This is a genomic window from Paenibacillus sp. JNUCC-31 (assembly GCF_014844075.1).
Lineage (GTDB): Bacteria > Bacillota > Bacilli > Paenibacillales > Paenibacillaceae > Paenibacillus.
The window spans coordinates 2,783,521-2,807,415 of record NZ_CP062165.1 but is presented as its reverse complement, the minus strand read 5'-3'; the positions used below and the strand labels follow the sequence as shown (position 1 = coordinate 2,807,415).

Here is a 23,895-nt window from a genome sequence, read left to right as displayed (position 1 = left end):
CATGCCGTTCATACATAAGTACCGGGCTGTGGTGACATTGCTCTTGTGTAGTCTTTTGATATCAGGATGCTGGGATCGAAAGGAAATTAATGATCTCGCCTTTGTGATTGGCATCGCTCTTGACAAGGAAGATGGCAATTATCGGTCAAGTCTGCAAATTGCCCTCCCCGGTCAATCCGGTGCTGCTGGTAGTACAGGTGGTGGTGGGGGGACCAGTGGTGACAAATCCTGGTTCATGTTATCCAATACAGCCAAAACCTTGCATGGTACGACGCTCGAAGGTCAAAAAGAGTTGTCCCGTGTAATTTATTACGCCCACCGCCGCACGCTGCTGATTGGTGAGGAACTCGCCAGGGAGGGGGTTGCTCCCATGCTTGATTTATTGACTCGTTACCCGCTAAATCGTTTATCGGCACTGCCAGTTGTGACCAGGGGACCCGCACATGAAGTGTTGGATACAGATGCACCCATTGAGAAGTTCCCTTCTGAAATGGTGCGTGAATTGTGCTTCCTGAATATGCGAGCCCCACGCTCACTCAAAACATTTACCGATGCGATTCTTTCCGAAGGGGTAGACCCGTTTCTTCCTATCGCCACAATGGTGAACAATGTGCCGAAGGGCTGGAAGGACACCAAGACCAATATCAAGCTTGATGGGCTGGCTATTTTCAAGAAAGACAAATTGATAGGGATGATTGAGAAGGCTCCAGCCGATGCGCTGATTCTGGCGATGGGTGAAGCCAATGCGCCGGAAATTATGGTGAAGGCTCCACGTGGAGAAGGTGAGTTGTTCATCAAGCTGAATGAGAACAATTCATCCTACCAACCCCACATTAAGAATGGAGAGGTAACCGTTAAGATTCGACTGTATGCCAAGGGTGTCATGGTTGATAACGAATCGAATTATGGTGACCTTCGGGAGACAGAGATCACCAGCCTCAATGAAGCTGTCCGTCAAAAAATTAAAGAAGATATTGAGGAAGGCGTAAGGCTGGTCCAGAAAAAATATAAAGCCGACATTCTCGGTTTGGGTCGTTCCATTCATCAGCATCTGCCGAAAGAGTGGGACAAGATCAAGGATCGCTGGAATGAGATTTATCCAAACTTAAAGGTTACAGTTGAACCACATGTCATTCTCGAAAATGTGGGTATTCTCAATAAACCGATCGGATTGTCCGAGGAGGAGATTGTCCGTGATTAAGCCGCTGATGTTTACATATCTGGCCATGGTCATCATTGTCATCGTCATGGATTTCAAACACCTGAGGCAGGCAGCTGCCATTAATCGATGGCTATCGTATGGGTTGATTGCATGTAGCACAGGGATTTGGTTCCATGTTACATATTTGAGCAAAACATTTTTTGTGTCCGTGTGGCTGACTCACATGATTCAACGATTATTGCCGTTGCCTTGAGTATGTTCCAATGAATCTCGATTCCCGGTTGAACAGACAGAAAGGAGGTGTCTTATGAATCAGGGGGTGACCAGTCGACAGCTGGTGCTGTTCGTGATGCTGCTCAGCATTACAGGCACTTTGATTCAGTCTCATGCACAGGCCATCTACCATGCTGAGCAGCACGCCTATTTATCCTATATCCCTTTGTTTCTGGTGATGGTGTGTTCAATGTGGATGTTAAGTCGTGTTCAGCGGCGATTCTCCAATCAGGACTTGTTTGAGTCTCTCGTTGAGCGTCATCCTTTTATGGGGCGTGTAATAGCGCTGCTGTACATTTTGTTTTTTCTCTTTGTATTTGCCCGCGACGTCCGGTTAATAGGTGACTACGTAAGTATTACATTGCTGGAAACTACCCCGATTTCGATCATTGTGTTGTCCCTTTTGTTCATGGCTGTTTTTATTGTAAGGGGAGGTCTTGGATCCTTAATTGGAATGTCCGAGTTGTATGTAACTTTGTTCATTCTGATTTCCTTAATTGTGCCGTTTATGCTTATTAAGCAAGTTGATCTTGCTAATCTGATGCCGTATTTTGACGTCGATGTGGCAGGTGTTGGCAAGGGAAGCTGGTATATATTCTCCTTTTTTGGAGAGGTGGTTGCGTTGCCCTTTGTAGTTAAGGGCAGTGATTTTAAATTCAAATCCGTCCTGTGGGGGATCACCATTTCAGCGGTGCTGATGATGCTGATTTTAGTTGAGACGATTACATCGATTGGTGTGCCCATTGCATCCAGACTGGTATACCCTTCATATGAACTGGCAAGGCAGCTGCAGATCAGTGATTTTCTCGACCGGTTTGATCTGGCACTGGCAGCAGCGACTCTACCTGCGATGATTACCAAGATTGCCTTTGATCTGTATTTTGTTTGCTGGGGACTGAAGCGAATGATTCCAAAAGTCTCGGGTAAAATCATGACAGGGCCGGTCGCTTTGGTAGGTTTTGTCTGTGCATTTTGGTTTTTCAAAAACGCAATTCAGCTCTTTCGCTTTACACGGGAATGGACATGGATTGCGATCGTGTTCGAAGTGCTGTTTCCCATTATACTGTTCGTGTTCCTTCGTCCTCGCAAAAAGGATGTTAGACATGCAACGGACAATCAGAAACAAAAGCAGCCTCCACAGGGGGATAAACAAGATAAAGTTTCACAGGATAAAGAGGAGTCGGGCAGGGGCAAGCATGAAGGGCTTCAGGGTGGCGAACTGCAGCCTTCCTGATACATGTCATCAAAAATCGTTATAGATGAACCAGCGAAAAGAGGGGAAACACGGTTTCCCTCCATAGAAGTACCCTGTATACTGTAGTCAGACGGATGACATTCGGCTGAATGAACGGGGGGAACATGGATGGTTCAACATTTGGCAGGTATACGTGTAGCACTTACAGGACCGCGAAAATCCAAAGAGATGTCCTTACTGGTTGAGAAATTGGGTGGGATTCCACTTGTCAGACCTGCACAAGGAACTGTATTTCTGGATGATCGCAATATTCGGGATGGCTTGGTATCCTGGATTTCGGATCCGCCGGACTGGACGGTATGGACCACAGGCATGGGATTGGACGCTATTTTTGATATGGCTGAGGATATGGATATCGCTGTTCAATTGCTGGATGTGTTGTCGGACTCTTCCATTGCGGCAAGAGGGTACAAGACCGTCAATGCGCTTCGAAAGCGTGGACTTACTCCGCTGGTCCGGGATGATGACGGCAGTACGGACGGACTGATTCGTGAATTCGCTTCACATGATCTGGCGGGGCAAAAAATGATGCTGCAATTGCATGGGGAGACAGCGCCCAAATTGGTCAGATGGCTGGAGGAGCAGGGTGCTCATGTACGTCAGGTGCTTCCTTATCGTCACGTCCCGCCTGAAGAGGGGGAACTCGAACAGCTGCTGAATGAGATTTTGTTGCATGAAGTGGATGCTGTCGCGTTTACGAGTGGACCGCAGGTGAGGTTTCTGGTCGAATATGCTGCGTCCAAGGGAAAGCTTGAACCCATGCAGGTGGCTTTCCGACAAGGAGTCGTACCGGCTTCGGTGGGTAGGGTTACAGCAAACGCGATGCGTGAAGAAGGTATAGAGGCACTTGTGGTTCCAGAGGATGAGAAGATGGGAGCCCTTATCGTTGAGTTGGGGCGTTATTTCGCTGGCAAACGTGTGGACAAGGCAGATCTTATGCAATAAGTGTAACTGTATCTGCCGCATGGTGGCCCATGATGAATGGTATCCGCATCCAAGATTCAAAGCATTCCCGTTCTGATCCGATTTCCGGATCAGAATTTTTTGTATTTTGTCTGATGATTTCTGCTCTCAACAAGTCCAAAAAAGTCATAAGATAGAGCTATGCTACCAGTAATGTCGCAGCAGAATATGCCCTGACTCATCGGTATAAGCTTAACGACTCTGATCACATGAAAGTCATCTGAGACTTTGGTCGTGAAGTTCAGCGTGTTCACCCATAATTAAAGGTTTTTAGGTTATCATGTGGAATGAATTAAAGACAGATTAGGCTTGTGAGGGAGGGACAGCATAATGAAAAACGTATGTGTAACGGGGGCGGCCCGGGGATTGGGACTGGCTCTGACGGCACAAATGCTGAAAAGAGGTTATACCGTCTATGCGGCAGGGCTCGACATGGAAGAGTCTGATGGGATTCGTCTTCTTGCGGATGCCTATCCGAAGCGTTTACGCGTCATTGAACTGGACATTGCCGATGACCTGTCAGTTGCTTTGTTCACGGAGACACTTAAGCTGGATACAGAGCATTTGGATATGCTTATCAATAATGCGGCTATACTAGGAAGTATTACCGATCATATCCTCGGGCCGTTAAATATGGCGGAGATGGCAGAAGTATTTAACGTAAATACCTTAGGCTCATTACGTGTAACTCATGCCCTGCTGCCCCTCCTTCTTCAAGGGACAAACAAGCTGATTGTCAATATCTCTTCGGAGGCAGGCAGTATTGAGCAATGCAGCCGGGATGGATGGTTTGCCTATTGCATGTCCAAATCTGCGTTAAACATGCAGGCCCGCCTTGTGCATAATGGTCTGAAGAATGAGGGTGGGCAAGTGATGCTGATTCATCCCGGCTGGGTACAGAGTTATATGAGCGGGGAGTTGAATACCGCTGCAGACCTCACGCCTGATCAATCGGCACAATATATCACAGCACTCATCGATCGCCATAAGCAGTTTATGGGAGATCAGCCCGCTTATGTCGATTACAAGGGGGACGCACTCCCTTGGTAATGCTGTTACTGGTAATTTGAAAGGAGTTTTTAATGATGGATCATCGTAAAAAAGCGTTGTTACTTGGTGATTATACTCATCCGGATTGGCATCCGCTGCAAGGAGTGGATGCAGAGATCAGCCGGATTTTCCACGATACTATGACTGTGCAGTGCAGTGAGAATCGCAACATGCTGCTGCAAGAAAATATAACCGGATTTGATGTATGTATCTGTTACATGGACGATTGGAAGGGGAAAGTCTCTCCACAGCAGACAGCAGGCTTATTGTCCTATGTTAGCAATGGAGGTGGACTGGTCATTATACATAACGGAATTTCGCTCCAGAATCGTTATGAGCTGAAGCAGATGATCGGTGCCAAGTTCCTGCATCATCCGCCTTATGCACCACTTGAATTCACTGTAACGGAAGAAAGCCATCCGGTGACGGAAGGCATTTCCGGATTTACAATGGAAGAAGAGCCGTATCTGTTCGAATTCGGTTCATTTGCCGAAACAAAGATTCTGCTCGAATATCAATCCGAAGAAGGGCCGAAGCCTGCAGCTTGGGCGCATAGATATGGTGTTGGACGTATTGTTTACCTTATGCCAGGACATCATGTCCCTTCTTTTGCACATGAAACCTATCGCCAGTTAATTTTGCAGGCTGGCAAATGGGCTGCGCGTTACGTATAGTTGGGGCGTTTCTTTGGTGTGCGTGATATTTAGGGGTATAATATAGAGATGAACGAAGAGGAGGATGACAAGAATGAGCGATTTGTTCAAAAAGGCAATCTCGTTAGGTCTCGGCCTTACCGTCGTAAGCAAGGAAAAAATCGAAAAAACCGTGGATGACTTGGTCAAGCGCGGTGAACTTGCCCCCGGTGAATCCAAAGCATTGGTCGAGCGCCTGATGGAACGAGGCGATGAGGAGCAGGGCCAGTTCAAAAGAATGATCCAGGAACAAGTCAAGCGCGTACTTCAGGAAGTAGGCGTGCCATCTGAAAGTGATGTAACCAGTCTGGAACAACGTGTTGCTGTCCTTGAGAAAAAGCTCGCCGAACTGGGAGGCACACCACAGCTACAACCTGAAGCATCCCCAGCTCCGCTTGAAGTTCCTCCTCTCAAAGGAAACGAGATCGAGTAGATGGCTGTGCGAATTAAACATGTCGGCAGATACCGGGAAATTGCCATGGCGCTGGTGCGTCATGGCTTCGGTTATATGGTCGAGGAATTGGGATTATTCCAGTTACTGGCTATACCACGCCGATGGATGTCGCGTGAGGCTCACACCACTTTAACCCTGAGTGAGCGCATTAGGCTTGTACTTCAGGAGCTGGGGCCAGCTTTCGTTAAGCTGGGGCAACTGGCAAGTACAAGGGCAGATCTGTTGCCGGAGTCTGTCATCCGCGAACTGGTGAAGCTGCAGGATCAGGTCCCGCCGTTTTCTTCGGAGACGGCACGGGGTATTTTGGAACAGGAATTGGATACACCGCTGGAGGACATCTTTTCCCGGTTCGAGGATACCCCTGTAGCTGCAGCCAGTATTGGACAGGTGCATCTGGGTAAACTTCGAAGCGGTGAAGCTGTAGCTGTCAAAATTCAGCGGCCCGGCATTTCGCGTATTATCCAGCGAGACCTGGATATTCTGCGCGAGCTGACAGCCATGGCGGAGAAACGCTGGGATTGGGTGAAGCAGTATCAGATTCCGCAAATGGTGGAAGAGTACGCCCAGGCACTGATGGCCGAGCTTGATTATACGGTGGAAGGCCGCAATACGGAGAAGATTGCACAGCAATATCAGCAGGATAACAAAGTGAAAATCCCCGTCATCTACTGGGACCAGACTTCTTCTCGTGTGCTCACCATGGAATATATTGAAGGCATCAAGCTGAATGACCGTGACGAGTTGATTAAACGGGGGCATGATCTGAATAACATTGCGCAGCGATTGGTGGATTCGTTGTTGAATCAGATCTTCATTCATGGATTCTTTCACGCCGATCCCCATCCGGGCAATCTGATGGTGTTGAAGGATGGAAGGCTGGCCTTTATCGACTTCGGCATGGTGGGCAGTCTAAGTGATGAGATGAAGCAGCAATTGGCCTCGCTCATTATCGGATTGATGCGCAAGGATACAGACAGCATGATAAGGGCGATTGAGAAGCTGGGCATGATGCCGGATGATATGGATCTGCGAGGGCTTCATAGCGATCTGGACAAGCTGCGCAGCAAATATTATGACATCCCCTTTTCCAAAATCAGCGTGGGTCAAGCATTGAATGACCTGTTCGGCGTAGCCCAAAGGCACCGGGTCGTGATGCCTGCCGACATCCTGCTGCTCGGGAAATCGCTGCTCACTATGGAAGGTGTCATTGAGCATCTCGATCCTTCCCTGAGCATTGTGGATATGGCAGAGCCATTTGGACGAAAGCTGATCAAGGAACGTTTCAGTGCCGGTAGAATCAAGAATCGGTTATTTCGCAGTGCAGCGGATATGGCCGAGAGTGTCATTGGTCTGCCGGGGCAGTTGAGACAGTTGTCTTCCGTTATTAGCAAAGGCAAGCTGCGGCTGGAGATCAGTGTCCCTGAACTGGATGCGCTCATGCGCAGAATGGACCAGATCAGTAACCGGTTGTCTTTCAGTATTGTACTGCTCGCATTTTGTATCATTATGGTCGGTTTGATCATCGGTTCCTCGATCAGTCACCAGTCCACCATGTTATGGGATATCCCCGTAATTGAGATTGGTTTTCTGGTGGCGATTCTGATGGTGGCCTTTTTGCTCTATTCCATATTTAAATCGGGAAGATTTTAGAATAACAATAAGACCCGCAAAGAGACCTGTTTAAAGGATCTTTGCGGGTCTTATTTTAATTTGTCAGCTACAGGAATTTTGGCTATGTTTTATCTGGTTATATAACTTAATAAAAAAAACGTCGGGCTAAAGGAAAAGAGTTGCCACCGATTTTTAAGTTTAAGAAGTGAGTATTTAGAAGTAAAATAACGAAAGAACGAGATAATACGAGATATGAACCGGTTCTTCCAGTCTGGTTGCGTTAGTGCATATCCCTTCCTATGTCTATAATAATAGGTCAGTACATTAACGGACCCGGTTTTTCTGAGAGGGGAGAACCAGGAGGCATCTGGATTGATCAACGTTGCTTCCAAGGCAAGACACCTGAAAGTTTGGGGAATCCAAGTGATACACACTGGAACGGATAAGGCATGGGCAGACATGGTGTTGGATATTCTGTTCGGATCATGAATAATCGTGCAACTCAGGCGCGTATTGACGCATTTCGCGGAAGAGTTTTCCGCTGTTTCGTGCTGTCTATCGTTGAGATCAGTAGTGAATCGTTTCCGTTATTCTTCGGGTTATAAGACAAATTCGAAGTTATTACACATGGGAGGAACGGCAAGAGACATATGAATACGTTAAAACAACAATGGTTTGGCAACATTCGCGGAGATGTGTTGGCAGGCATTACGGTAGCGTTGGCGCTTATTCCAGAAGCCATTGCTTTCTCCATCATTGCAGGTGTCAATCCGATGGTCGGATTGTACGCTTCAATTACGATTGCGATTGTGATCTCGATTGCTGGTGGAAGACCGGGCATGATCTCGGCAGCAACGGGTGCAATGGCGGTACTGATGGTTGGACTAGTTAAGGATTATGGTGTGGAATACCTGTTTGCGGCAACGATTTTGACAGGGATCATTCAGTTTATTTTGGGGATTTTCAAGGTGGGACGATTTATTACGTTTGTGCCTCACTCGGTACTGACCGGTTTTGTGAATGCACTGGCGATTCTGATCTTTATGGCGCAATTGACCCATTTCACGGGCGCAAACTGGATTATGTATGCGATGGTAGCGGGTACGCTGGCGATCATTTATATTTTGCCGCGGTTTTTTAAAAGTGTTCCGGCTCCACTGATTGCGATCATCGTGATGACGATTATTACAGTGGTGTTTCATCTGGATGTGAAAACAGTAGGCCAGATGGGAAATCTAACAAGCACATTACCGATGTTCCATTTGCCGAATATTGAGTGGTCGTTGAACACACTGATGATTCTGCTGCCGTATTCATTCACCATGGCACTGGTTGGTTTGTTGGAATCCCTGCTAACCGCGACCATCGTGGATGAGATGACCGAGACCAAGAGCAGCAAAAACCGTGAAGTCCGCGGACAGGGGATTGCAAATTTCGTGAACGGCCTGTTTGGCGGCATGGGCGGTTGTGCAATGATTGGGCAGTCAGTTATTAATGTGAAGTCTGGTGGACGCGGAAGGTTATCCACGTTTACCGCGGGTGCATTCCTTGCGATCCTGTTGCTGCTGCTCAGTGGTGTGGTGAAACAGGTACCGATGGGTGCGCTCGTAGGTGTCATGTTTATGGTGTGTATCGGAACATTCGACTGGAGTTCCATCAAAAACATTGCGCGCGTACCGCGGGCGGAAGCTTTTGTCATGATCGTCACGGTTGCCATTGTGGTGTACACCCACGATCTGTCGATTGGGGTTATGGTCGGAGTAGTGCTCAGTGTACTGCATTTTGGCTGGAAACAGACCAAGATCCGCGTCCAGGCCAATCAAGAGCAAGGGCAGAAAGTGTATCGGGTCTACGGACCATTCTTCTTCGGTTCATCATCCCGCTTCGTGGATGAGTTCAATGCAGAAGCTGATCCGCAAGAAGTCACAATTGATTTTGGTGGATCGCATATTTGGGATAATACGGCGGTTGTCGCCATTGGTAAAGTGAAGTTCAAATATGCGAAGCTGGGCAAAACCGTGCATCTGCGTGGATTGAATGAGGAAAGCTCTCGTTTGCTTGAGCGGAGTGGTTTTGCCATTGCAGGAAGGCATGGTTCATAACATGGTTGGGCGAAGGTACAAAAGTAAGAAGTAATGAAGTATGAAGAGTGCTGTCCTAAAGTAGTGGTGATCGGACATGCCACAGCTCTATTATGCAGACAATATAAATAGATGATTTCTAATCAGTGGCGTCTTTTTTCTGGATTTAAACCGGGGGAGAGGGTGCCGCTTTTTTTATTAGAGTTTGTGGTGTGCACGGCTTTGTTGTTGTTTTGGAGTTTGTGTCCTTCACTGTGTGTAGCTTTAACGAACCTGGCACGTCTTATATGGGGTTATTTCATGTTTTCGTTATTATAACGAATCTCAGACTTGTTATTATGCCAATATCGTTCATACTAACGCCATTTCGCGGTTTTTTTCGGTAATAAGATAGTTGGAGTTCGTTAGAATTCCCACCCTACTTTAATCGCTGGAATAAGGTGTCCTGAGTTCGTTAGAAATTAGTGGTACGTGGTAGTCCCATCCTGAGAGCGATCTTCATAACATTGTTGTACAGAGCGATTTGTATTTTAGACACTTTCGCAACATCGCGTGGAGTTAATCCCAGAACTATCCGTCGAGGATCACGTTATAGCTACTCACCACATAGATCTCGAATTTTGTGCCACAAGTTAGGGGGGAACGCTGTATCCCCTTTTGTTTTGCTTGACTAACGTGTAAACTACAGGGTATGGAGAAGAAGAGCAACGGACCGATTGCTTTTTAAAAAATTCATTTCATAATCATGATTGATATAAGGAAAACTAGTCTTGATTGAAAAAACTGTTGTTAATTATGAAATGGACTCATCTAAATGAATATACAGAGGTGTAACGATTGGCAAACTTTGAACAACTGGGCATTCGCCCGGAATGGTGCGAGATCCTGAAACATCAGGGCATCGCCGTGCCGACTCCGGTACAGGAGCGTTCGATTCCGGTACTGCTGGGTGGGCGCGATATTATTGCTGAGGCACAGACAGGTACAGGGAAAACGTTGGCTTTCTTGCTGCCGATTATTCAGAAAATTAATGTATCCGACCGCTCGCCGCAAGCACTGATTATTGCTCCTACGCGGGAACTGGCGCTGCAAATTACGGAAGAAGCAAAGAAGCTGACTGCAAACGACGATAAACTGCATGTTCTCGCAGTATACGGCGGACAGGATGTGGACAAACAGCTGCGCAAACTGCAGAATGGCACACAGATCGTGATTGGTACACCGGGACGTCTCCTGGACCACCTGCGTCGTGGCACGTTGAAGCTGGACAATGTAAAAAAACTGGTGTTGGACGAAGCCGACCAAATGCTGCACATGGGCTTCCTGGAAGACGTCGAGACCATTCTTCGTGAGTTGCCTCACAAACGGCAAACGATGCTGTTCTCGGCGACCATGCCGAAAGGCATTCGCAACCTGGCGAAGAACTATATGAAAGACCCGGAAGACGTGAAGGTATCTTCCCAATCCGTTATTCCGATCAAGCAGATTCGCCAGCAGGTACTGGAGTGCACGGATCGTGGCAAACTTGAGGCCCTGCGCGGCATGATTGATACGTATCGCCCGTACCTGGCGATTGTTTTCTGCCGGACGAAGCGTCGTGCATCCAAGCTGAATGAAGATCTGCGCGAAGCAGGTTATGCGAGCGATGAGCTTCACGGGGATCTGTCTCAATCCAAGCGTGAGAACGTAATGAAAGCATTCCGCGACGCGAAACTGCAAATCCTCGTTGCTACGGATGTTGCAGCACGCGGACTGGATGTTGAAGGCGTAACACACGTATTCAACTACGATATGCCGCATGATGCGGAAAGCTATATCCACCGGATCGGCCGTACGGGTCGTGCTGGCGGCACGGGCCTTGCCGTGACGTTTGCAACACAGCACGACAGACCGGAGCTTGCTCGTATTGAGGAAGGCACCAATCAGAAGCTTTCCCGCATCCAGTGGACAAGTGAAGGTCCTGTAGCCTCTACCGGAGCAAACAGACGTTCCATCAACAGCCAGGGTGATGAAGAACGTTCTGGCGGACGCTCCGCCGGGACAGGCAGTGCCCGTCGCGGCGCAGGTCGTATCGGCCGCAGCGAAGGCGGACGTGGCGGTCGGGGTTCCCGTGGCGGCGAAGGTGGACGCAGCGGTGGTCGTAGTGGCGGCCGCAGTGGCGACGAGCGCAGCGCAGGCCGTGGTTCCGCGCGCAGCAGCGCAGCGGGTCAAGGCGGGCGCGGTGCAGGTCGCAGCGGCGATGAGCGCAGCAGCGGCTGGGCTGGCCGTAGCGCCGACAAGCGCAGCTCCGGGCGCGGCAGTGAAGGCGGCCCGAGCAAGCAGGGCCGCGAGGGCTCCCGCCGGACGGATTCCGCAGGACGCGGGCCGGCGAAGAGCGACCGCCGCGATTCTCGTCGCGGACGGTAAAAGATAAAACCCATGGCAGGTAGTCTGGAAGAACGCCATACATTTTCCACACATCAAAACACCTCATCCTAGACCTAAGGATGGGGTGTTTTTTCGTCAAAGCTTATATGATAAAAATGATACATTATCACGCGTAATTCCAGTACGCATGCAGGGGTAAACGAATTTGGTTCGTCTATATATAGGGATTGAGTTTGCACTAATTTACGTTTCCAGTCCATATACAACAGCTCTACACACGAACATCTGCGTACGAATCCCGATATTTCTCGTTATACACCCGACCAACCGATTCCGCCAGACCCCCGCGGGCCTTATCCGGATACAACTCAAGGGTACGATAAAGCCGCATGAACCGATCTTTGGGCATAAAGCGGGCGTAGCGGGTAATAAGACTAGGGAACAACTCAATATATTTACTTTTGCGTACAGCAGCTGCGGCTACTGCCGTCAGAATCTGAATCCCGTTGTGCAGCTGCAAAATATTCACTTCGTGCGTGGCGACATACCGAATCGCATCTTCACGAACCAATTCCGGCTTTAACCTTGCGATTTCACCGATATATTCTGCCAGCAGGCGCTCGAAGCTGTGCAGCAGCAGAGGTTTGAGCTGCAGGTCCATATCGCTGCGCAGGACGAAGGATTGCAGCAACGCAACCTGCTGCAGACGAATCCGGTCATTATAGACGAGTGAACCGATCTCCCGGAGCATTTCGTAGGCGAGCGCTTCATCCTGCTTGCGCGCTTCTGCGACAAGCGCCCAATTCCGGTTGATGCCTTGGCGAATCGCTTCCTCATTCTGACGCAGCATGCGTTTGAGCTCACGCTGCTGTTCGACCTGGAAGGATCGCTTTTGCATGAAGATCAATCCAGCCAATAGCAGAAGGGAGACGCTGGCCGCCGCCATCGTTTGGTCTATGGTTTCACCAAAATAAGTAGCAACCGCACCAAGCATTAGCGTGATAAACAGGTCGCGTGCAATACGGCGTTTCACGCGGGAAGAGGCGCGTTCTTCCACAGTGGCAAGGGTCCCGCGTCCACAGGCAGTACAGTGATCTTCCCACAGGCAAGTATACTGGCCACACCGTTTGCAGACACGCAACTTTTGAAACGCATGCGTCGTTCTTATAAAAGGTCTGATGGATACAACTTGTTTAGTGCTCATGCTCAATCACGCTCGCCATTCAGAATAGTGTAAAGGGTTCGATCCGCGTCTTCCCGGGAAACCGGTTTGCGCCGATGAAGCTGGAACGCAATCCCTTTTATCATGACAAAAAGAAACAATATGGCGAGGCATCCGTATGTAACCATAATCCGTTCCTTTCTATGGCTTGGTAAACAAGCGCTGTTATATTGCAGTTTGCTGACAATAACTATATCATATTCCCATAGTTGGAACTTTCGTTCCAGTTAAAGGCGTGAATTCGTCGATTTTTGTCAGTCATTACAAAACTGTAACTGAAGATAGGGGTGCTTTTCAGAATTTATTAGTAGACTGTTAAGATTTCCTTAAGGCTTGACGCCTATAATAAACTATTCCCATTTTAATCTCAAACGTGAAGGAGTACACCCAATGCTGCGGACAAGCAAAATACGCTGGCTCAGCGGAACTCTGGTTCTGCTGGCATTTCTAACACTGCTGCTACCTCAGGCGTTGCTGCCACATGCTGCAGCGGCTCAGGCACAGACAAGCGGAATCGACGCGGTACTTGTAGCTGATGTAAGTAATTCAATGAATACAAGTGACCGTGACAAGATCAGTAATGAAGCCATGAAAATGTTTATTGATATGCTGCCGGTCCAGGGGGACAAGGTAGGGATTGTCGCTTATACCGATCAGGTGGAGCGGGAAAAGGCATTGCTGGAGATTCAGTCCGATGCGGACAAGAGCAGCCTGAAAGATTTTATTGATCAGCTCGGCCGAGGGCCATACACCGATATTTCTGTCGGGGTGGCTGAAGCGGTGAATGTGCTCAACCATGGGGCTGACAAGTCTCACTCGCCAATGATCGTGCTGCTGGCTGACGGCAACAACGATTTTAACAAAACCAAAGGTCGCACCCAGTCTCAGTCCGATGCGGATCTGGCAAAAGCCGTCAAGGAAGCACAGGATGAGGGAATTCCCGTCTATACGATTGGACTGAACGCAGACGGCAAGCTGAACAAGGATGCACTTGCAGATCTGGCCCAGCAGACCGGAGGCAAATCCTTCATTACGGATACGCCGGATGATCTACCGCAGATTCTGAGTGAGATTTTTGCCGATCATGCCAAACTGAATGTCGTGAAGCTGCCCTCCATTACCGGAAACGGCAGTTATCAGGAAGTTACCGTGAACGTACCAAACGACAGTGTACTTGAAGCCAACATCTCGATCATGTCTTCAAAACAAGTGCAGATTGAATTAACCGATCCTTCAGGCAAGGCCGTAGATCTGAACTCTGACGCAGCCAAGCTCTCGACTTCGAAGAGTTATTCCTTGGTGAAGCTGCTCAAGCCTCAGGAAGGCGACTGGAAACTTCGGGTAAAAGGGGCTCCGAAAGACAGCATCGATATCAACCTGTTGTTCAACTATGATCTCCAGCTCGTCGTGGACCCAATTAAGACCAAGTCCTATACGAAGGGTGACAAAGTCGATCTGACGGCCAAGCTGGAGAATGGGGGACAGCCGCTGCAGGATAACGACCTGTATGCAGATATGAAGGCCACGCTGGTCGTAAAAGATGTCGGTACAGGCAAGAGTGAAGAACAACCGCTGGAAAACACAGGTTCTGGGTTTGCCGGAACGTTTGAAGTGCCGGACAATCATAACTATGAATTGGTCATTCGTGCGGAAGAAGACAGCTTCTACCGTGAAAGTGCGCCAATCACCATTAATGCAGGCGGAGCAGCCGGAAGCAGAACACAACCAACAACGCCAGGTAATGGTGAACAGGACAAGCCTTTCCCTTGGTTACCTGTCATTTTGGGTGTTATAGCCCTGATCGTGGTAGGTGTTGGCGCCTGGTTCTTGATGGGCTGGCTGAAACGCAAAAACCGTGGATTCGTCGGTCAGATGATCGTTGAGATTCGTGACGAAAACACGGGAGATAAGTCCTATCCACAATATAAAAAGCTCGCATCCTTCCGGGGCAGATTCCATCTGCACCAGCTGTTACAGCTGGACCCTGAATTAAAGGAAACCGAGAAATATGTATTTACGCCCAGCAATGGGGATCGAATTATAATCCGTAACACGGCAGGCGGTACGTTGGAGAAATCCGGTCGTGCGGTCGATGCAAGCTCAGGCGTTGAACTGAAGAACGGTGACCGACTGAGCATCCCGCTGCAACAGGCGGATAAAACGATTTTGATCGAGTACTTGGTCTAAAAATGATTACCAATATAAGTTGATCTAAACATTTACACGAGAACGTAGAGGACAGAAATAACCTGAAGAAGCGGAAGCGTTCGCCTAAAAGCTTTCTGAAAGAAAGCTGCATCGGAAGCATACGCTTATCCCCAGATTTTCACCTTTGTAAAATATAATTAAAAAATCAGGGGATAACAGCGATCGGAAGGTTGTTCTGTCATCGGAGTGGCAAGTGTAAATATTCTTTAGTTCAAATTATGTAAATGGAAACATATGAGCGTTAACCCAAGGGAGGACATGGAATGAAACCGATTGTTAGAGAACATATTCAGCAACTGGATGTATCGCTTGGCGGAGGGATTGTCAGTGAGAAAATCAGAGTCGATACGATTGATAACCCGATTCTGATTATCGGTCTTGGAGGAACAGGAATTGATGCGCTGCTGCGTCTTAAATACCAGATTAACCGACGTTTCAAGCTGCCACAGGACCCGGTGTCCAAGAAAAAAATGGACAAACCGTCCAATGTGGAGTTTCTTGCTTTTGAAACGAACGAACAGGATCGCGCCAAAAAGTATAAAGGCATCGGACTCGATCCAATTAATGAATTCGTCCTGCTGTCCAATGCCGAAATTGGTGGACTGCTTCAGAACCGCAGCGTATTGGAGCCGTATATTACGGACTGGCTGTCTCCGGAGCTGAGCATCACCGATGGCATGAACGGCGCCGCAGGGGTGCGTCAGGCTGGACGTTTGCTGCTGTTTACGAAGATTAATCAGGTCGTGCAGGCGATCGACAAAAAGATTAAAACGTTATCTGTGGGTACCAACAAAAAACTGATGGTGTTCCTGCTGACAGGTCTTTCCGGCGGTACAGGCAGTGGTTGCTTCCTCGATATCTCCTATATCGTGCGCGGGATTATCGAACGCGATCATGGCTCCGCCGGGATTGACCGCGTGAACACATTAGGTTATCTGTTCACTCCAGACGTGAACCTGTCCAACAAGAGCTTGAGTGAACACACTCGTGAATATATCCGCAAGAATGGTTACGCTGCGCTCAAGGAACTGGATTACTGGATGAACGTGGATAGCCGGGGAGAGCGCTTCTCCCAGAAATACGGCAATATTCTGACGGTGAATTCACCTCTGCCGCCGTTCAACCTGTGTCATCTGATTTCCGCAACCAACACGGAAGGCAAACTGCTGGAGAACGCCTACGATTACTGCATGAACGTCACCGCCGAGAACATCACCAACTTCATGGCGAGCGAGGAAAAGCAGTCGGGCGAAGAGTTTGCTATCCACGACTATATTAGCAACATTCGTACAAACATTGCACAAATGAACAAGGCCTACCCAGCCAACTATGATTACAACATTATCGGTGCTTCCTCGGCGGTACTACCCATCGAAGAAATGACGACTTATCTGGCTTACCGCATGTTCGACAAAATGAGTACCATGTTCTCCAAAGCGCCGAACCAGGAGGATACCGAGAAGTTTGCCCGCAAGCTGGGCATTGATCTCGAAAGTGTGGTCAAGTCCTTTGAAGCTCGTGTACCGGAGCCGCTGCCAGGTTACCAGAACAGCGAGCGTCTGTCCTATGGCAATGTGGTGAAATCACAGGTCGTGAACATGGACACCGAACTGGAGCAGAACTTCCTGGCTCGTGCCCGTGAGGAATATATTAAGGCGAAGAAGCAGCTGCCGGGTGAGATTGCGGGTCAGTTCACCGAACAGATCCGTCGCATGTTTTTGCATCCCGAACAGGGTCCGTTCTATGTGTCCCGTCTGATCTACACGGAAAAAGGCTTCTGTGTACTGAAGATGATTCAGTCGTACATCGAAACCCTGCGTGAGAATGCCTTCCGTATTCCGCGGGATATTGAGGCTGCTCAGGAGCAGTCCGAAGAGAAACTGGGCGATGCGAAGAGTGCGTTTGTTTCCAAAGAGAAGAAGAAGAATGCTTATATTGAAGCAAAAATTCATGAGTACTGGCTGCATGCCGATGTGGAACGCAATGATCAGATGATCGAGTTCTATGAGGACCTGTACGAATTGCTGAACCAGGAGAACAGTCGCATTTATAACGTATTTACCGAAACGCTGAACGCGCTCAGCTCGATTTTTTCCAAAAACGGGGATATTCTGACACGCGGTGAAGAACAGTCCGATCACAAAGGCAACAAGACGTACTATTGGAACGTTGTAAGTGTACCGGATATCGTCAGTGTGGTGGATGGACTGCTGGACAAGCGAGATACGGATGACCTGATCCGGGACTTCTCCCGTGAATTGCTGGAAAACTCCAGCCAGTGGGTGAAGGAAAACGAGATTGATATCGTCAGCTCCATTTCTGACTTCCTGACGGAGAAGTTCGGGGATCTGATTACCCGCTCGATGGAGGACTTCCTGGTTATCAAATATGGGCAGGATGAGTCTGTCGAGAAATTCGTGGAACGTTTCATTGCAGGCAAACTGGATGATGAAGCGGTTCCGGTGTTCAATCTGAGCAACAGCACGGGCAGTCTGCATTTCCCATCCTGGGGGTTCGTATCGGTGCCTGCACAGGCGCCGGGCATTCTGAGAGGGATTCGCAACTATCAGAACAATGCGGTGGGTAAATCCCATTTTACCGTCAAGGAAAGTGAAGTGCGCAACCGGATTTTCTGGCTGAATACGCGCAACGGGGTACCCCTGTTTGTGTACACACCGCTCAAAGTATATGAGGAAAGTTATGAACGTACCATTTTGGACAAAGAAGGCATCGGCCGCCATCTGGTGCAAACCGAGAAGAATAACTGGACCTATCTGCCATCGCCAATTCCGGAGAAATCATGGGGAGATGTGTACGAGAACGCTCGGGTGAAGCAATACAATGCCCGCGTGCGTGCCGAATTCGAGCAGGCGCTCGGATACAACATTGTGACAGCCAAATCCATCGATGAGAATACAAGCAACCGTTATGCAATTGTGACAACGGAACCGTTCGACCTGTCTGCGAAGCTCGGTGCCTACGACATGCGCCTGACGTCTACTACCCCGAACCTGGGTGAAGTGAAGCGGGCAGTCATGGAGCTGAAGCGCCTGCAATCCGAAGGATTGCCACGGGTGTCGGTGAAGGACATTTTCGGAAGTATTAATGAAGATATGGCCAAAGAAAACCTGGTTCGTTCCCCGCAGCTGATCGCCAGGGTACGTGAAGAACTGGCGAAGATGAACGCCATCTCGGCCAAAGTCGCTGAGCTGGAAGGCATTCTCGCCCAGCATCAGGACGAGGAGCAGTGGTATGACCGCTTCATCGAAGCACTCTACACCGATACCATCGTAAAGAAGGGTGCGCTGTATGTCTATGACCGTGATCCGGAAGAAGACGCATGGGAACCGTTCGCGAACCTGATGAAGAGCCGTAACTTTGCCGAGTATGAAGTGTTTGGCAACTTCCGTGGACTCGCAGAGAAGGATCGCAGCACCTTGCTGCGCAAAGCGTCCCGCCGTGATAATGACATGACCGCTTCCGAAGATATTGCGCCGCTGCTTGCGAAGCTGGATGATCTGGCTGCATTGTTCATGGAATCCCGTGACCGCCTGGAATACGAGCGAGTGGAACTGGCGAACGGAGAAGACATCTACCAGTTCTACAGAACGATGTCATCGAAACTGAATGACATTCGCAGAAGGCTGAAGTAAGATGGCGGCCGGGATGGAGTTCAGCTCGAACAATGCCCTGAAGCGCAATCTGGAGAAGTATGCAGCCCAATATGCAGCAGAGCAGGAGCGTCAAGGCAGCCTGGGTGATGGTCGCAGCAGCATCCATTACCCGGCGTTGTTCCTGTTTGTGGGTGATCAGGTCGCCCCGGCAGTGTCTGCTGTCCGGGAGATCAACCGGCTGAAATGGGATAATGGAGAAGGCGTAGTCTATGTACAGATTGGGACCGAAGATCAGGATGATGACCGTCATCGTGACCATGACAGCAGCGGACAAATGAAGCATGACAACGATAACCGTAGTCAGCTTGACCGCGGTGAACATAGCGAGGACCGTCAACCATCATATCCAGGTGTGCATCGTCCGGCTGAAGCTATGAATCGCAGTTCGTTCGATGACGGTCAGGTAACCCGTCACGTGCTTCCCTTGTCTAACATACAGAAGGATCGACCTTCCAAAACGCTTCGCAAGGACGTGCATCGCAGCTTCCACGATTCAGATCAGGCACTCTTTGGTCTGAATCGCACCCTGCGGCGGGTGAGTAATCGTATTGCGGAATACGGACGTCTATATTCGTCTTTTGATCGAATCTACGTGACGGTCGTGACCCGGGCAGACGATCCACTGAATGTGTTGTTACCGGAGCTTACCAAGCTGACCGAAACGATACTGGCTCAATCTTTCAAGTCGGTACAGACCGATCTGCATGTGCTGGTCAGCGAGATGGAGCAGGTCGATTCCTTTGGATATGCAAGTGCGGCAGGACTCGCTTTTTTGCGGGAACTGGATTACATGCAGGGGCTGGACTATACGTTCAGCGGCAATCTGCTGGTTACGGAAGACGGGATCTCTATTCCGGTTGTGCATCCTGCATCGCCATTGTTCGATCTCGTATATATTTTGTCGGACAAAAACGAGCGGGGCACCGGCGTACCCGGCGGATGGATCGAAAATGCCGAGATCATCTGCCGAATCTGTCTGCTCAAGAACCGGAAACAGGATGCAGATAGTTCCGGTTCCGTTTCAAGCACAGGAGCCAACACCTATAACAATACATCGTTCAAAAACAACATCCGCACCACTTCAGATCAGCATGGTTACGCCAGTGCAGGTTTTGCCGAGATTAGACGGCCGAACAAACCGATTGCACTCGCGGTGCTGTATCATCTGTATCGTTATCTACTCGAACGAATGCAGCAGGAACCTGAATGGAGCATCAAGGACAAGCTCACCTTCTTTGGACTGGACGGTGCTTCGATAGAGCACAAAGTGGAAGGAATACTTCCCGATGAGGACCTGGTGAGCGGTATGAGTGGCATTATGACGCATAACGTCAGCTTCACCGACCTGAAGCCGCTCTCGCTGCGTGAAGCGGAGAGAGCGCTGTTCGGGCATGGGGCAGAGGCGTACTTCCGTGATAACGTGGTTCGTCTTGCCGAGGAAAGAATGCGTCAACGCAGCACAGAAGGTTCCCTGCATCGCCAAGCTGAGCAATCGCGTGCTGAGTATCCCGAGATTGGTTATTTTCAGTGGGCTGCTTGGAGTGACAGCGGTTTGGGTAGTGTACGTGAGGCATTGCTTGGACTGATTCGTGATAAATCGGTGCAGCTTGAATCCGCACGTGCCTTGCTTGAGCAGCGTCAGCAGGAGCGTGTAGAGGATCAGTCATTCAAACGTGCATTGTTCCGTGACAAACAGAACGTGCGCAACCTGATCGATTGTTTGCTGGAGCGCGTGTATGTGCCCAAGGTTGAGCTGCTGCGTCTGGAGAATGAATTGCAGCTGCTGCGTGCCTACGACTCGGAAATGGAACAACTGCATACGTTCAGCCGCAGTGTGACGGGAACATTGGCAACGCTGGAACGTGTCTTGCGTGAAACAGCGGTAGAGAGTATAGCGGCTGCAGATGAATATATCGGTCAGAACGTAATGGAATACTACGGCAAAGTGACGGAAGCGCTGATTGCAGATTTGGAGGCAAAGCGCGGACGGGATGTCTGGTTCGAAGATCGCTATATGGGGGATATGAACCGGCTTGCGACGGAAGGAAACGAGCCACTCCTGCAACGTCTGATGGAAGTATGTCATGTAATGCTGCTTACAGCAGAGCCGCTGCGGGTGCCTTTCGAAGAAGAATTGCTGCTCCGGGCGAATGTTACCATTACTTATGGCGACAAAAACGTATTGACCCGTGATGATCTGTTCCGCCGATTGTATCGCACGCTGGAAGAGCAGGCAGTCGTTCGGGTAAGAGTATTCGACTATACGCAGGAACATCGGTATGAAGAAAAGTATTTCTTTGGCGACCATCACAGTGCCTTCATGGACTACGCGGCGCATGCCGAAGAAACGTCTCGAATCTATAAGCTGGGTGTAGTATACGAAGAACGAAGCAGTGGTGTGGAGAAGCTGAATCTGATGGGTGGTTTTCATCTGGAGGATCTGATGGTTTACCGTAACGGTAGAGTCTATTACGACTCGTACACGGAAAATGGGTATGAGCTTCACCCGGCAGGTATGGCTGATAAACTCTCGCCGATGCGATAGAATCTCAGGTTGTGTCTTATGGACGGAAGGGAGGTACAGATTGGGCCTATCCATGGAATGGGCAATGTGCAGTGCAATGTGATCGTTGTGTACGTGCTGTGTGTCTGTGTCTCCAATGGATTAACGTTCATCTGTTCTCCGTCCAGGGCATGATGGAATTAGAACATGTTTTGTCACCTGATATCTCGTAATAATTCAGTCGATTAAAGGCTGGTTTGGAAAGGATGCATGCACACATGCAGCGAAAAATTAATCTTCTCCTGGTCCTGTTCAGCCTGATCGGCGGGGCCGTGGGCTTTGCGGCAGGAGAAATCATGCTGCGTCAGTGGCTTGGGGAAATGCCCCGTTTATTGCTGATGGGATTATACTTTGGCGTCCTGGCGCTGAGCGTAGGGTTGTTCTGCTTACTCGCAGAAATGATCTCGCCCAAGCTGAACGGTTCTTCCTGGAAGCTGCGGTATCTGGGCTTATCCTGGAAGTTGCTTGTTCCGGCAACGCTTGCACTGTTGTTTGTTGTTGGACTTGCCCTGCAATTGCTTTATCAGATTAACCCAGGCGGTGCGAAGCAAGTCAAAGATATTATACTGATGATTGATAATTCAGGCAGCATGACCGATACGGACCCGGATAACGGCCGATTTGAAGCAGCGAAAACGCTGATCAGTCAGATGGAGAGCGACAAGCAGGTCGCAGTTATTACCTTTGATGATCAGCCACAGTTGTTGCAGCCGTTCATCCAGTTGGACAGTGAAGCTGCCAAAAATGAGGTATACAGCAAAATTGACGGCATCGTGACAACCTCGGGCGGAACCAATTTCGATGCCGTGCTGCGGGAAGCGATGGAACAGATTAAAGGCAAACAGGACCCGAAACGCGGAACGGTAGCAATCTTGCTGTCCGATGGATTCAGTGATGTAGACACATCTGGCATTTTGTCGGAGTATGCGAATGAACAGATTGCTGTCAATACGGTGGGTCTGAGTCTGGTAGACCCTTCCGGAACCGACTTGCTGCGTCATATCGCACAGCAGACGGGCGGTATGTATTATGATGTACCGGATTCAGGGGGGCTTAATCTGGCATTCCAGCAAATTTACGATACGATAGATGAACGTACACTGGTGACCGAACGGACAGGCATGATGGAGCACAGTACGTATTTGGCTATCTTCCGAGTGGCTGCCATCCTGTTGATTGGTGTCGCCCTGGGAGTATCGCTCGGACTGGTATTCGATAACCGCCATCTGGCACTCAGCTTTGGAGTGGGTGGTGCCGTGTCTGGATTATTGGCAGGACTACTGCTCGAATGGGGGCTGGATGGATCAACGGTTGGTGATACATTTGTAAGATTTGGGGCGATGCTCATCTTGTCTGCCGTATTGACCCTATTCAGCTGGATTATTCCAATCAAGGAGAATACCCCGCGGAAGAGCCGTGGTCGCCGCGAGGCTGGGGGAGGAACCTCTTCAGTGGAAGGATTTGGACAACGGGCAAGAGATACGCGCAGCAAAGGATTTTAACGTCTGGAGGTAGGCGACACATGAGGTTTACGGATGGAGATCCTTCAGCGCCCCTGATTCGCAAACTAACGCTTGCAGTGGACGAGAGCCGATCTACACTTCGCTGGCTCTGGCCAGAAAGCCTGGAAGCTGTATATGTTGAACGGCTGGAGCTCGACCTGATGGGCGATGATCGCACCGGGGAACAGACTGCACAGGGCAAGCTGAAGCTATACACGAAAGAAGAATATAAGGCGAGCAATGGATATACGGACCGGATCACGGGTTTTGGTGCCATCCGGTACACGGTGTATGCGTGTCAGATGGAGGAAGACGGGCCGGTTCTGCTCCGCCAGCGGGATGGGGACAACACGGTGATTGCCAGTGTAGGCAAAGCGGATATTCGCTTCTCCATCCGGTACAAGAGCGGTTTTTTTCAGAAACGGAAAAGTGTACTGATGACCGTCACCGCCGAAGCACCTGTTCCGAAGGAAGCGCTCTGTTATGTCCGCAAGCAAGGCGGAGTTCCGTTGAACAAGGAAGATGGCACGGTGTACCCTTTTGTGAGTGATTTTGCTCCCGGAAGAAATGAGATGCCGCCCGTAGAAGTAGCCAAGGACGATTATGTAAGGCTGTTCTTCACGGACGGACCGAAATATGGAGCTGCCTATCGGCTTATATCAGACTAGATGGTTAGGGTAATTTTTTACACTGAAACGGAGAGGACAGAAATAACCTGAAAAAGCGAAGCGTTCGCCTTTATCACCGGATTTTTCCCTTTAGAAAAGGGAATCAAAAAAAATCTGGGGATAACAGCGATTGGAAGGTTACTCTGTCAT

Annotated in this window: 16 protein-coding genes; 15 read left to right on the top strand and 1 reads right to left on the bottom strand. The window is 49.4% G+C overall.

The genetic code is table 11. From position 1 onward, the window contains the following. The first annotated feature begins 1 nt into the window (after window position 1). From JNUCC31_RS12145 to JNUCC31_RS12100, 10 genes are all read left to right on the top strand, one after another. Entirely contained in the window at window positions 2-1,201 is a 1,200-nt protein-coding gene (locus JNUCC31_RS12145) for a Ger(x)C family spore germination protein (protein WP_192271415.1), read from the top strand. Then, window positions 1,194-1,415, top strand: coding sequence for a hypothetical protein (locus JNUCC31_RS12140; protein ID WP_192271413.1), 222 nt, complete (start codon window positions 1,194-1,196; stop codon window positions 1,413-1,415). The genes JNUCC31_RS12145 and JNUCC31_RS12140 overlap by 8 nt, the downstream gene beginning before the upstream one ends. A 54-nt stretch (window positions 1,416-1,469) precedes the next feature. Further along, on the top strand, window positions 1,470-2,669 hold the full coding sequence (locus JNUCC31_RS12135) for a GerAB/ArcD/ProY family transporter (protein WP_192271411.1): 1,200 nt from the start codon (window positions 1,470-1,472) through the stop codon (window positions 2,667-2,669). A 129-nt stretch (window positions 2,670-2,798) separates the two neighbouring features. Continuing rightward, on the top strand, window positions 2,799-3,635 hold the full coding sequence (locus tag JNUCC31_RS12130; RefSeq protein ID WP_192271409.1) for a uroporphyrinogen-III synthase: 837 nt from the start codon (window positions 2,799-2,801) through the stop codon (window positions 3,633-3,635). A gap of 348 nt (window positions 3,636-3,983) precedes the next feature. After that, complete coding sequence (locus tag JNUCC31_RS12125) at window positions 3,984-4,703, top strand: SDR family oxidoreductase (protein WP_192271407.1); 720 nt, start codon at window positions 3,984-3,986, stop codon at window positions 4,701-4,703. A 35-nt stretch (window positions 4,704-4,738) separates the two neighbouring features. Continuing rightward, the gene (locus JNUCC31_RS12120) at window positions 4,739-5,377 is read left to right on the top strand and encodes a ThuA domain-containing protein (RefSeq protein WP_192272946.1); all 639 of its coding nucleotides are present in this window, start codon (window positions 4,739-4,741) and stop codon (window positions 5,375-5,377) included. 73 nt (window positions 5,378-5,450) lie between these two features. After that, window positions 5,451-5,828, top strand: a complete 378-nt coding sequence (locus JNUCC31_RS12115) for a phasin family protein (RefSeq protein ID WP_062321536.1) — start codon at window positions 5,451-5,453, stop codon at window positions 5,826-5,828. Continuing rightward, window positions 5,829-7,499 carry an ABC1 kinase family protein gene (locus JNUCC31_RS12110; protein WP_192271405.1) on the top strand — a complete coding sequence of 557 codons (1,671 nt, stop codon included), beginning with the start codon at window positions 5,829-5,831 and terminating at the stop codon, window positions 7,497-7,499. Between the two features lie 611 nt (window positions 7,500-8,110). Next, complete coding sequence (locus JNUCC31_RS12105; RefSeq protein ID WP_192271403.1) at window positions 8,111-9,562, top strand: SulP family inorganic anion transporter; 1,452 nt, start codon at window positions 8,111-8,113, stop codon at window positions 9,560-9,562. A gap of 816 nt (window positions 9,563-10,378) precedes the next feature. After that, a complete protein-coding gene (locus tag JNUCC31_RS12100; protein WP_192271401.1) occupies window positions 10,379-11,947 on the top strand; it encodes a DEAD/DEAH box helicase in 1,569 nt (522 codons plus the stop codon). A gap of 232 nt (window positions 11,948-12,179) precedes the next feature. On the opposite strand, the gene JNUCC31_RS12095 is transcribed toward JNUCC31_RS12100, so the two are convergent. Continuing rightward, the gene (locus JNUCC31_RS12095; RefSeq protein WP_192271399.1) at window positions 12,180-13,112 is read right to left on the bottom strand and encodes a hypothetical protein; all 933 of its coding nucleotides are present in this window, start codon (window positions 13,110-13,112) and stop codon (window positions 12,180-12,182) included. Window positions 13,113-13,520: 408 nt separating this feature from the next. Here JNUCC31_RS12095 and JNUCC31_RS12090 point away from each other — a divergent pair, with 408 nt between their 5' ends. The 5 genes from JNUCC31_RS12090 (at window position 13,521) to JNUCC31_RS12070 (ending at window position 23,745) form a co-directional block, all read left to right on the top strand. Next, window positions 13,521-15,317 carry a vWA domain-containing protein gene (locus tag JNUCC31_RS12090; RefSeq protein WP_192271397.1) on the top strand — a complete coding sequence of 599 codons (1,797 nt, stop codon included), beginning with the start codon at window positions 13,521-13,523 and terminating at the stop codon, window positions 15,315-15,317. 284 nt (window positions 15,318-15,601) lie between these two features. Then, the gene (locus JNUCC31_RS12085; RefSeq protein ID WP_192271395.1) at window positions 15,602-18,991 is read left to right on the top strand and encodes a tubulin-like doman-containing protein; all 3,390 of its coding nucleotides are present in this window, start codon (window positions 15,602-15,604) and stop codon (window positions 18,989-18,991) included. Between the two features lies 1 nt (window position 18,992). Further along, window positions 18,993-21,557 carry a transcription initiation factor TFIID gene (locus JNUCC31_RS12080; RefSeq protein ID WP_192271393.1) on the top strand — a complete coding sequence of 855 codons (2,565 nt, stop codon included), beginning with the start codon at window positions 18,993-18,995 and terminating at the stop codon, window positions 21,555-21,557. Window positions 21,558-21,793: 236 nt separating this feature from the next. Next, on the top strand, window positions 21,794-23,077 hold the full coding sequence (locus JNUCC31_RS12075) for a vWA domain-containing protein (RefSeq protein ID WP_192271390.1): 1,284 nt from the start codon (window positions 21,794-21,796) through the stop codon (window positions 23,075-23,077). A 20-nt stretch (window positions 23,078-23,097) separates the two neighbouring features. Further along, on the top strand, window positions 23,098-23,745 hold the full coding sequence (locus tag JNUCC31_RS12070) for a beta-mannanase (protein ID WP_192271388.1): 648 nt from the start codon (window positions 23,098-23,100) through the stop codon (window positions 23,743-23,745). The last annotated feature ends 150 nt before the right edge of the window (window positions 23,746-23,895 follow it).